The sequence below is a fragment of the Desulfovibrio sp. genome (assembly GCA_016208105.1).
Lineage (GTDB): Bacteria > Desulfobacterota > Desulfovibrionia > Desulfovibrionales > Desulfovibrionaceae > Fundidesulfovibrio.
This window is the reverse complement of the sequence record JACQYS010000027.1, coordinates 143824-154504: the sequence shown is the minus strand read 5'-3', so window position 1 is coordinate 154504 and position 10681 is coordinate 143824. Positions and strand designations below refer to the sequence as shown.

The following is a 10681-nucleotide window of genomic DNA, read 5'->3' as shown; positions in this document are numbered from 1 at the left end:
GGCTCCTCACCACACAATTCGGCGGCTGCTACTGGCTGGCTCTGGTGGTAATTGTTCAAGATGCCGAGGGAGAAATCATCCCCGGAGCTGTGATGTTCGGAGTTGCCCCAGGAAATCCGTAAAAATCAACGGGCTGTTAACCTGAGCTACGGGCTGCGTCTGGAGCGTACCTACACCGATCATAGCGGCGTGTACGTGGAGGACACGTACACGGCCCGTGCCCATAGACAGGCGGACGGTGTTCAGATTGGAGTCATGGCTCACGATTTTTCCCGCGTCCTTGAGGCGGCGGATCAATCCTGCTTTGCTGAGCGGGTATGCTCCTCCCTGCGTCCTGGCGAGCTGCTGGACGGCAGCAAATGCGTTGTCAGCCAGTAGATACAGATCGTTACCGTCGATGTAGCCCACCAGAGGACCTTGGGGAATCCAGGAGGGAGATGTCTGGTCACCATGATTTCGCCAACCTTGGGTCTGGGGTGAAGACGGCTGATTGCCTTGCTTGTCCTGAAGATGTCCGTGGCCGCCTAGAATAGCAGACGCCAGGAGATCGCCGAAGCGTTCAATGGGGTCCTCATCCTGGAGGTTGCCACCCTGGCTCGCGCCAAGATCAATCAGCGCCTGCCAGCCCTTTTCCCAACGGACTTGCTTCTCGTGCGCCTGGATGAAGCCCACCTGCACGGCGAACTCAAGGTACATCTGGTATCCAATCGCCAGGCTGGCAATGTTGTCCGGGGTACGGGTGTGCGCGTTGATCTTACTTGCCGCCTCCGCGCGTAGCTGCGCGAAGAGAGTCTTCAATTGACCAGGGAGCGTACCCATCTGGCCCGCGAGGTGCTGGATGAAAGCAGCCATGACACTGGCCAGCAGCCCATTGCCACGATGAACCTGGAGGGCGCTCAAAGCCGTCTTATCCACATCGCCGGGCTTGAGGTGTAGGATAACCAAGCGAGCCTGGAGGCTATGACCGTTAGGCAGGTCCTCACCGGTGGAGACGATCATGCCGCGCGGGGGAGTCATAGGTCTCATGGAACCACCTTGATTCATGCGGCCCCTGGGAGCTAGGTTTCCTTGAGCACGGAACACTCTGTCCGCTTTCCTATGCCATGCGTTTACATCCTGCAGGGTTCCCACAGGGTTGAAGTCATCAACCACAAAAGGGATGTCCTTCAAGGTGAAGGCCTGGAGAACGAGGGCGTTGTCCGTACTGGACCAACTCCCCGGCAGACTCTTGCCATGGAACTGCGGTCCAAAGAAGCCGAGCATGACTGCGGCGCACTCGGATTTGAAGCTCCCGGTTTTACCCTCAAGGTAAAGCGAGAAGTCCACTGGAGAGACCTCCGCGAGAGGAGCACGAAACACGGCGCTGAACAGGGCGTAGGCCAGTGGGGCAGGGAGAAAGCCAAGCAGGCCTTCAGCCTTTGCCATGGCATCGTGGAGTTGCGGCTGGTTAGCTGGAACATCTGGCAGGGCGTAGGCAGACGCCCACGATCCAACATCGACCACCACGGAGGTATCAAGGCCATGGACACCGAGGGCTCCGGAACCTGTTAAAAAACGCCACACGCCCTTGTCGTTGCGCCAACCCGTGTGCTTAAACACTGTCTTGGACGGGACGCACTTGTTGAGGCTGAGGTACTTGATTGCAGCCACCATATGCGCCTGGCAGTTCGGAGTGATGATGGCGCGATGCCCGAACTGCTCATCCACCCAGGTCATAGCCGGATAATCGGCGCAAGGGATGGAGATGTCACCTAGCAGGGAGCCGTCAGCTGCCGTGCCTCGAATTCGGTAGCTGCGGTTTACGGTCAGGCCGTCATCATGAGCTTCTTCCTCAGTGATCTCTGCCACGAAATTAGCGATTTTGGTGGTGATCCCGCTACCACGGTCAAAGTATAGTTCGCCCCCCTGGATCAGGTAGTGAGAAGCGTGGGCCGCATGAGCCTGAATCATCTGGTCCAGCCTACGAACTGCCACGCCCATTTTCGCAAGAACCGCCCGGACTTTGCTGAAAAGCGCCGGGTCCTGCCTAGACATCATGGCCATGGCCGCCACAAAATCCTCGTTGAAGGCGCTCGCCGGGTTGACATGGACAGCCGTGAGCCCGCTCGCGACGTCAAGAAGGGCTTTGGTCCTATCCGGATTGCTCCCCAACACGACGGGGCTTTTCACGAAATCCGAGAAGACGCAGGCATCACAGTAGGCCGCGCCATTGAGTTGGGTGCGAATATTGTCGCAGGTGCGAGGGCCAGCGGTGATCCTTGCGTGCTCGAACTTCCTGTCGGTCTCAGACTGGCTGTATCCCGAGTGAGGGCTGCTGAGCGCATGAGCGAATTCGCGGCCATTCTCGCAAGCCGCTACAACGGAGAGCATGGCATACCACTCAGGTTCAGGGAGGGAAGCTGCGTCATCGCGACAGTGGGCCATCCAGGCACAATGCTCAAGGATCAACTTGCCATCCGCAGACGGGGAAAGCAGTGATGCCGGGCGCGGCACAACTACCGTGGGGACTTGTGTTGTTGCGGCACACACTGGACTAGCTACCGGAACGAACTGCTCGAAGTCCTCTGGAGTGTAACGACGCTCTGGTTCGTAGCAAAGGACACGTACTTCACGCAGGTTAGACGGGTCCTTCGCGTTGAAGGTGCCAGGGATGCGGAGCAAGCGAACTAGATCGCTGGTGTTATCCAGCTTCCATCCATGGCCTTGTGCTAATTTCAGCAGGGCCGCCTGCGTGTTCTTGGAGAGCGACTGAGCCTCATCGCGGTCCGCTTGGGACGCGAATACCCACGGAGAGGAGAAGAGCCAATACACCTGGAGCCCACCCCCACTGTGGATGATCAGCGACGGGGGCAGAGGGAACTCATCAAGAAGAGCCATGGCCGCGTCTTGGTCGGGTGGGAGTTCTGTTGCCTTATGCCCAGAGCCCAGGATGTCTATGTCCATCCAGAAACCGGGGATAGCTACGCAGGTATCGGCGGTGCCGCGACTGGCTGCGCCTGTCTTTTGCGCTTGGAGCCCTACCTGATGATACAAATCGTTGGGGCTTGTGCCTGTTTGTTGAATAAGCGAGCCAATCTGCGCGAATTCGTCTGGCAGGGCAAAGCTCTGGGTTGATTTGTCCGCCTTGCGCCAGATGTTGAGCGCTCCTTGAGGGGGCGGTGATCCCCAAAGCGCCGTAAGAAATTGATGAAGCTTCATTGCTTCCTCCGGAGAAGTTATTCGCTCCCTAGGGAGCGTGACGCTTCTCTTCTCAGGAGCGTGCGTGAAAATAACGGGAGGTTAGTTGAGACGATAATCTCCGGAGGAGGAATGTTTCTTTAGGTCAACGGCTTGAACTGAATCTGGTCCACCGAAGATTGGATCACCTTGTACAGATCGGATAGGCGTTTGACATCGAACAACGAGCGCTGCCCAGGGATCAGCCCCAACTGAGCCTCGAATTTGTCGAGAAACTGCTTCGTGATGGCATGAAGTGATTCTCCTGGATTGGCCACTTGCTGGTCGTATATACATAGTCCGCAGGCCCTCGGGAGGTTGGCCGCCCGCAGTCGGCCGCCTTGCTCTTTGATCGCTTGCCGAACACATTCTTCCCGTGCTTGGCCTATCTCCCGGCGTAGTTTTGCCTCTGGGTCCTGATATTTGCAGTCATAGTAGATGGCCGTAACCTCCTTTAAGATCATGTCCAGGTTCCTACCGAGGTCTATCACCAACTGTACCTTGCCGCTGCCGAGTTCCTCATGCTCGGTTGCCACGGGGCGTTGTTCATAATCTGTGTAATTGTCGAGAATGGACTCGTCACCCGCAAGGAGTGCCACAAGAATCTCCTCCGCCTCGTGACCCTCAGTATAATCCTTCGGGCTACGGCCATATTTTTCAGCAAACCCGCTTATTGCCGTGGTGATGCTCGGGAAGTGGGCGTGAATCTTGTCCCGCTTGGTTGGCTCCACTAAATCCAGGTTCGCGAGACCCTGAAGTGTCACCAAAGTGGCGAAGATATCTCCCCTGCGGTAGTTTTTGATGGGAGTGAACTGCTCCCAGATTTGGACGAAAGCGTCGTAGTCACGCCGATATCCCACGTTCCGGCGGACAAACTCCCAGAGCCAAAACTCCCTGTGCCTGAAATTTCTCTCCTCATCCGTCACTGTCTGCCCTCCTGGAGATTAACAACTGACTAAACCCTCATGAACAGCCGCCGTGCCTTCTTCTAATACGCTTAAGCACCGTGGGGGAAGCCCCGCGAGAACAAGCTTGGAAGACCTCAGGTATGACCGAACGCCCGATGACACCGAAACAAGTTGCCGAGATGCTCGGCATTGACCCCAGGACGGTCAGAAAATACGCTGATCGTCTTGGCGGTGTCGAGGTCATCCCGGGACACCTGTGGTTCTTTGAAAGCAGAATCAAGGAGATACTCGATGCCAGCATTATGCAAGCGCCGGGGCGAACTTCGTTGGCGCGGCCAGGTGAAGTTGGACAAGAAAGTGGTAGCCAGCAAGTGGTTCGGAACCGGACCACAAGGCGGTCCAGAGTACCGCAAAGCGGTGGCCTGGGAAGAGGAGAAAAAAAGACGGATGGCGACGATGCCAACCGCCACAACCTCCTTGACCCTACTCAACTGGGCCAACCGATACCTGGACTACGCCAAAGACCGTCACGCCCCAATCACGTACAAGGAAAAGGTGAAGGCCTTCCAGGAACTCATGCGGACCGCTCCATCGGCAAGCGCCGTAGAGACGCTTACGGTACCCAAGGTCTTCCAGCACCTGATGGTGCAGGCCAAGCAGAGATCAGGCAGCGCGGCCAACAAGGACCGTAAGAACCTTGCCACCGCCTGGAACTGGGGTAGGAAGTACCTCGCCGGATTTCCGGACGGGAACCCCATCCTAACGGTGGAAAAATTCCCGGAGGTGCAAAAACCCAGATATGTTCCTCCTGTTGAGAACTTCGACAAGGTTCTGGACTCGGTAGATGGCCAGGATCGACTGATGCTTATGACCTTTCTCTTTCTGGCGGCTCGTAGGGGGGAAGTCTTCAAGCTGAAGTGGTCCGATGTGGATTTCCCCAACAACCGCGTCAGGCTCTGGACCAGAAAGCGCCAAGGCGGGAACCTCGAGCAGGACTGGGTTCCACTCGCTGCGGAACTGAAGGCCGAGTTGCTTCACTGGTGGGAAGATCGGCCAATAAAAGATACGCCGTACGTTTTCGTCTGCCTGGAAAGAACCCCCTTCTGTGTGGAGCACTACGGCAACCCCTTCAGGAAACGCCTTCAGTTCATGCGCCGTCTCTGCGAGCGAGCCGGGATACCTAGGTTTGGATTCCACGCTATTAGACACCTGACAGCAACGATCCTCTATCACCGTGGCTACCCCGTTAGCGTCATTCAGCGCATCCTCAGGCACAAGAGTCCCAGGACAACGGAGATATACCTCCGCGACCTTGGGCTGGATGCCGCCAAGGAAGCATTGGAAGACGCTCTTGGGAATCGCGGCCCCGCAAAAGTTATGGTGCTCCCGCGTAAGAGTGCTGAAGCTTAAAACTAAAAAACCCCCGGTGTAGCCGCACCGGGGGTCTGGGGATATCCAGCGGGGATATCCACCTCTAGCAAATGAGGCCACTCTCTCAGTAACCTCTTAGAATCATTTGGCGTCCCCAAGGGGATTTGAACCCCTGTTATCGGCGTGAAAGGCCGGTGTCCTGGACCAGGCTAGACGATGGGGACGCAATACAAAAAAACTATTTGGCTGGGGGACTAGGATTCGAACCTAGGTTGATGGAGTCAGAGTCCATAGTCCTGCCGCTAGACGATCCCCCAGCTCGCGGAGCAGAGGTGTTAGGCCAGTTACGGCGTAGTTGTCAACCAACTTGCGCGTATTTTTTCTTTGCCCTAGTCATGATCCATGTGGATTCGGGTTCTTTCAGTACTTCTTGCGGTCCTCTTGGCCGCGTCCTGCGCGTCCCACACGCCACGTGGTGCCGGAAAAGGCACTCAGCGCCCCTACACCATCAAGGGTAAGACTTACCATCCCCTGCCCAGTGCCGCAGGCTTCAGGGAGGAAGGGTACGCCTCCTGGTACGAACCTGGGTGGTTCTCTGGAAAAATCACGGCAAATGGGGAACGTCTTCGCTCCGGAGATCTCACCTGCGCCCACAAGGTGCTCCCCATGAACAGCATGCTGCGGGTGACGAACATCGAGAACGGCAAGGAAGTTACCGTTCGGGTGAACGACCGGGGCCCGTTCGTTTCCGGGCGCTGCATCGACCTCACTCCGGAAGGAGCCAAAGCATTGGGCTTTTACGGGAAGGGGAGCGCCAGGGTCCGGCTCGCCACGGAAGGGGATGTTCCCGGCATGACCGATGGACAGTTGCCCGGCCCCTTCTTCGTACAAGTGGGAGCGTTTGCCGTACGCGATAACGCAGAACGTCTTGCAGCCCGGATGTTTCTTCGCGGCTACTCTCAGACGCGCACACAGGAAGGCCCCCAGAGCGGGCAGAACCTCTGGAGGGTCCAGGCAGGTACATTCGCAACGCTGGACGAAGCCAAGGCCGTCCAGGAGGTTCTTTCCGTCGAATTTCCCGATGCGTTCGTGTTGGCCCAATAACCTACGAGATGTCTGGCGTTCCATGGCAAGTGGGAGGCGTCCCGAGGGGCGCCATCCCAACAGCCGGGAGAGACGGGCTTACAGCACCTCGTCGGGGTTTAATTCCGCCCTGAACTTGCGGGACAGGCGGAAAACCACAACCTTGCGGGGAGGAAGGACAATGGAGTCGCTGGTCTGCGGGTTGCGACCCTTGCGAGCCCGTTTGTCGTAGGCGTCAAACTTGCCGAAACCCGAGATAAGCAGCGAATTGTCTTTTTTGACAGCCTGCTTCATGATGTCGAGCAGGTTGTCTACCAGGACTTTGACTTCGGCCCTGTTTTTCTCGGTTTTCTCGTAGATGTAGTCGACTATGTCAGCTTTCGTGAGCGTCTTCCCACTCATGGCGTCCTCCGAGAGCGTCGAGGGGTTAGCGAATTGAATCAGAGATGGAACGCGCCGTCCGGTTCATCTCTTCCTGGTCCGAGTAGCTTTTCTGGGGCCACAGGCTGAGTCCGTCGTCCCCGAACCTTGGGATCAGATGCCAATGGGCATGAAGCACCAATTGTCCCGCAGCGGCACCGTTGTTCATTCCCAGGTTCATGCCCTGTGCGCCGAGACCATCCTTGAGCGCCTGTCCGACTTTTTTTATCACGTCCGTAAGGTCAGGCGCGAGCGAGGAAGGCAGGTCCCAAATGTTCTCGTGGTGCGCCTTCGGGATAACCAGGGTATGGCCCTTGTTGATGGGGGCGATATCCAGGAAGGCAAGCACCGTGTTTGTTTCAAAAACCTTGGCACAGGGGATCTCTCCCCTGACGATTTTACAGAATAGGCAGTCGCTCTCTTTCATTGTATCCTCAGAACCGGGTTACGCTTGACGGCCTAGCCCATATAACCAGCTGGTAGCGCGGGAGAATTTTTTTTGCAAGAGGGAAGTGAAAAAGTTTCCGCACCTTTGGCACCAATGAGGTTCCTTCACCCGGCGCCAAAGGTCGTCAAGCACCGGATACTGCCGGTTTTCACACCTCAGGCCGGATGCGAGGGACATTGTATTTTTTGCGCCCAACATCTGCAGACGGGCCGTCCCCAGGCAAATATCCAGCAGGCCTTCGACTCCATGGTCCGCGACTTGGCAAAAGCCCAGGAGGGTCCCCCGGTTGAACTCGCTTTCTATGGCGGCACATTTACCGCTCTTCCAGAAAAATGGATCCTAGCCTTCCTTGAAGTCGCAGCAAGGTACAAACATCTTGACGTCGTCAGTGCGATACGCTGTTCCACCAGGCCGGACGCCACGGATGAGGCGCTCTTAAAGCGTCTGGTTTCCATGGGCCTGGACATGGTTGAACTGGGAGTGCAAACCTTTGACGAGGCGGTTCTCAAAACCGCGTGCCGCGGGCACACCGGCCAGGACACCCGCGAGGCCTGTGAGCGGATCAGAGCTGCTGGGCTGCGCCTTGGGCTGCAGCTGCTGCCGAGTCTGCCCGGGCACAGCACTGAGGCCTTCGGCAAAGACATCGCCGAGTGTGTGGCCATCAAGCCGGACATGGTCCGTCTGCACCCCTGCCTCGTGCTGGCCGGTACGGGCCTTGAACCGCTCTATCGTGTAGGAGTCTTCGCTCCCTGGTCCTTGGAAACCACCGTTAAGGAGCTGGCCGAGGCAGTGCTCTGCTTGTGGAGGGCTGGAATTTCGGTTGCCCGAATAGGGCTCGCGTTCGAGCCCGCTCTTGAGGAAGCCGTGCTGGCTGGGCCACGGCACCCTGCTTTGGGTTCCATGGTTCGAGCTCAAGCCCTACTCATGGAGATAACCTCCCGGCTGAAAGGCCGGCAAGCCAAGTCCCTGGCCCTTCCAGAGCGTTTGAGCGGCGAATTCTGGGGGCATGCCAAAGAACTGGAATCCGTGTATGAGACTCTCGGACTGAGCAGAGATTGCGTTCTCTTCGAGAACAGGGAAGACCTTTTACTTTTCGTACGCCATCATGAATGACGAATCGTATACGCTAAGGGCCCGCAGGGTGGCCACCATGGTTCCCGGCAAGGAGATTGTCCCAAACGGAGCCGTGGCCGTTCACCAGGGCCGGATTGCGGCGGTCGGCACGTGGAACGAGATGAAGAACCTCTCTCCGGCCGATGTCCGAGACCTGGGCGAAGTGACCCTCTTGCCCGGGCTCGTAAACGCCCACACCCACCTGGAGCTTTCCCATATAGGCCTGCCGCCTATGCGCGGTGAAGGATTCCTGCCGTGGGTGCGCTGGCTCATCGCGCAGCCTGTTGCCGCAGCTGACTCCGCATCAATTGCCTCTGCGGCCGATCAACTCGCCGCCTGCGGTACCGCCGCCGTGGCGGACATCACCAGCCGCAACCCTGGCCTCGTTGCCGCAGGCCTGGACGCCAGGGGAATCGATTATATCATTCAGCATGAACGCTTCGGCTACCACGAAGACAATGCTCTGCCCGTAGTCGTTACCGGGAAGTTGAGTCTGGCAGGACACTCCCTTTACTCCACGCGACCGGATTCGCTCCAAGCGGCCAAACAGTGGGACACGGCCCACGGCAAAGCTTTCTCGATCCACCTGGCGGAACATGCCGGCGAAATTGATCTCCTGGCTACCGGAACCGGCGACTTTGCCGACTTCATGCGCCAGCGGATACTCCCGCAAGAATTCATCCACCCAGGGCTTTCGCCCGTGGCCTGGGCAGACGCGTTGGGCCTTCTGGACAACCGGACCCTTGCTGTTCATGCGGTGCATGTAACCAGCCGAGAAGCGGAACTCCTGGCCAGGCGGGGGGTGACCGTCTGTCTTTGCCCGCGCTCCAACGAAATAATCGGCTCCGGCCGCGCCAAGGCAAGAATGTTTCTGGACGCTGGAGTGCCCTGCTGCCTGGGAACGGACTCCCTGGCTTCGGCCCCTGACCTTGATCTCTGGGAAGAACTCCGGGCGTTGCTGGCATTTATTTCGCTCACCGAAGTTGAAGCCCTGACTCTGGTGACTTCAGCGCCGGCCCGGGTCCTCGGGTTTGATCATCTGGGAGGATTGTTCCCCGGAGCGGCTCCACGATTTGCAATCCTGCCGGCCGACCTCGAAGCCGCACTGCGCGATTGACGCGGCAAGGAAAGGTATGGAAAATACCGCGCGCGTATACACCGGCCATCACCCATCCCAAGGAGCCATATGACCTGGCCACACAAGGATCTTCTGGATGTCTCCCAGCTCTCCAGGGCCGATGCCGTGGAAATTCTCCGGGCGGCCAAGTCGTTTCAGGAGATCAATTCCAGGCCCGTGAAAAAAGTGCCCATCCTCAAGGGCAAATCCGTCATCCTCTTTTTCGCCGAACCCTCAACCCGCACCAAAACCAGTTTTGATGTCGCGGGCAAGCGTCTCTCCGCGGACACTTTTTCTTTGCAAAAAAGCGGCAGTTCCCTGGTCAAAGGCGAATCCCTCAAGGATACGGTGCTCACGCTCCAGGCAATGAAGCCTGACGCCATCGTCATGCGCCACAACATGAGCGGCGCGGCCCAGTTCATCGCCGAACGTCTGGAGTGCGCCGTGATCAACGCTGGAGACGGATGGCACGCCCACCCCACCCAGGCCCTGCTGGACGCCTTCACCCTCACCGAACGCTGGGGCGACGTTCAGGGTAAAACAGTCCTTATCCTGGGCGATATAGCCCACAGCCGGGTGGCGCGTTCCAACGTGCGTCTGCTCACCCTGCTCGGCGCCAAGGTTCGCCTGTGCGCTCCGAAGACATTGCTCCCCTACGCTGTTTCAAACTGGAATGTTCCTGTCTTTTCCGACCTGGACGAAGCCGTTCGCGGCGTGGACGCCATAATGTGCTTGCGCCTGCAGCTTGAACGCCAGCAGGCCGGGCTTCTCCCCGACGTCCGGGAGTATTCCCGGCGCTTCTGCATGACCATCCCCCGGCTCTCCAAGGCGGCCAAGCACGCCGTGGTGCTGCATCCGGGCCCCATAAACCGCGGCTGGGAAATCGCTTCCGACCTGGCCGACGCGCACGAAAGCCTCATCCTCGATCAGGTCGCTTCGGGCGTTGATGTGCGCATGGCCCTTCTGCACCTCTATCTCACCCGCAAGGAACGCAAGGAGTAGCCC

The 10681-nt window shown here is 58.1% G+C and carries 9 protein-coding genes and 2 tRNA genes; 5 read left to right on the top strand and 6 right to left on the bottom strand.

Annotated features, from left to right (window positions below):
* Window positions 1–75: 75 nt before the first annotated feature.
* Together HY795_17305 and HY795_17300 are read right to left on the bottom strand one after the other, a co-directional pair.
* The gene (locus tag HY795_17305; protein ID MBI4806976.1) at window positions 76–3198 is read right to left on the bottom strand and encodes a hypothetical protein; all 3123 of its coding nucleotides are present in this window, start codon (window positions 3196–3198) and stop codon (window positions 76–78) included.
* A 119-nt stretch (window positions 3199–3317) separates the two neighbouring features.
* Window positions 3318–4142 (bottom strand): hypothetical protein, encoded by an 825-nt coding sequence (locus HY795_17300; protein MBI4806975.1) that lies wholly within the window; start codon window positions 4140–4142, stop codon window positions 3318–3320.
* A 273-nt stretch (window positions 4143–4415) separates the two neighbouring features.
* Here HY795_17300 and HY795_17295 point away from each other — a divergent pair, with 273 nt between their 5' ends.
* Window positions 4416–5534: a site-specific integrase gene (locus HY795_17295; protein MBI4806974.1), complete on the top strand. Its 1119-nt coding sequence runs from the start codon at window positions 4416–4418 to the stop codon at window positions 5532–5534.
* A 107-nt stretch (window positions 5535–5641) separates the two neighbouring features.
* Here the strand turns inward: HY795_17295 and HY795_17290 are convergent.
* Both HY795_17290 and HY795_17285 read right to left on the bottom strand, forming a co-directional pair.
* Window positions 5642–5719, bottom strand: a tRNA-Glu gene (locus tag HY795_17290).
* 19 nt (window positions 5720–5738) lie between these two features.
* Window positions 5739–5812, bottom strand: a tRNA-Gln gene (locus HY795_17285).
* An 85-nt stretch (window positions 5813–5897) separates the two neighbouring features.
* Between HY795_17285 and HY795_17280 the strand changes: the two genes are divergently transcribed.
* Entirely contained in the window at window positions 5898–6599 is a 702-nt protein-coding gene (locus HY795_17280) for a septal ring lytic transglycosylase RlpA family protein (GenBank protein MBI4806973.1), read from the top strand.
* A gap of 78 nt (window positions 6600–6677) precedes the next feature.
* Here HY795_17280 and HY795_17275 read toward each other — a convergent pair whose 3' ends face one another.
* Together HY795_17275 and HY795_17270 are read right to left on the bottom strand one after the other, a co-directional pair.
* On the bottom strand, window positions 6678–6980 hold the full coding sequence (locus HY795_17275; protein ID MBI4806972.1) for an integration host factor subunit alpha: 303 nt from the start codon (window positions 6978–6980) through the stop codon (window positions 6678–6680).
* 25 nt (window positions 6981–7005) lie between these two features.
* Complete coding sequence (locus HY795_17270; GenBank protein MBI4806971.1) at window positions 7006–7425, bottom strand: HIT family protein; 420 nt, start codon at window positions 7423–7425, stop codon at window positions 7006–7008.
* A gap of 114 nt (window positions 7426–7539) precedes the next feature.
* Here HY795_17270 and HY795_17265 point away from each other — a divergent pair, with 114 nt between their 5' ends.
* The 3 genes from HY795_17265 to HY795_17255 all read left to right on the top strand — a co-directional run bounded on the left by HY795_17265 (window position 7540) and on the right by HY795_17255 (window position 10678).
* Window positions 7540–8559 carry a radical SAM protein gene (locus HY795_17265; GenBank protein MBI4806970.1) on the top strand — a complete coding sequence of 340 codons (1020 nt, stop codon included), beginning with the start codon at window positions 7540–7542 and terminating at the stop codon, window positions 8557–8559.
* Window positions 8552–9676: an amidohydrolase family protein gene (locus tag HY795_17260; protein ID MBI4806969.1), complete on the top strand. Its 1125-nt coding sequence runs from the start codon at window positions 8552–8554 to the stop codon at window positions 9674–9676. Before HY795_17265 ends, HY795_17260 begins: the two co-directional genes overlap by 8 nt.
* Window positions 9677–9745: 69 nt before the next feature.
* A complete protein-coding gene (locus tag HY795_17255; protein MBI4806968.1) occupies window positions 9746–10678 on the top strand; it encodes an aspartate carbamoyltransferase catalytic subunit in 933 nt (310 codons plus the stop codon).
* Window positions 10679–10681 lie beyond the last annotated feature (3 nt).

Excerpts from the sequence above, each read along its gene's own strand:
- HY795_17295 (MBI4806974.1), top strand. The coding sequence starts at position 4,416 with ATGCCAGCATTATGCAAGCGCCGGGGCGAACTTCGTTGGCGCGGCCAG.
- HY795_17260 (MBI4806969.1), top strand. The coding sequence starts at position 8,552 with ATGAATGACGAATCGTATACGCTAAGGGCCCGCAGGGTGGCCACCATG.
- HY795_17305 (MBI4806976.1), bottom strand. The coding sequence starts at position 3,198 with ATGAAGCTTCATCAATTTCTTACGGCGCTTTGGGGATCACCGCCCCCT.
- HY795_17275 (MBI4806972.1), bottom strand. The coding sequence starts at position 6,980 with ATGAGTGGGAAGACGCTCACGAAAGCTGACATAGTCGACTACATCTAC.
- HY795_17270 (MBI4806971.1), bottom strand. The coding sequence starts at position 7,425 with ATGAAAGAGAGCGACTGCCTATTCTGTAAAATCGTCAGGGGAGAGATC.
- HY795_17255 (MBI4806968.1), top strand. The coding sequence starts at position 9,746 with ATGACCTGGCCACACAAGGATCTTCTGGATGTCTCCCAGCTCTCCAGG.
- HY795_17265 (MBI4806970.1), top strand. The coding sequence starts at position 7,540 with ATGAGGTTCCTTCACCCGGCGCCAAAGGTCGTCAAGCACCGGATACTG.
- HY795_17280 (MBI4806973.1), top strand. The coding sequence starts at position 5,898 with ATGTGGATTCGGGTTCTTTCAGTACTTCTTGCGGTCCTCTTGGCCGCG.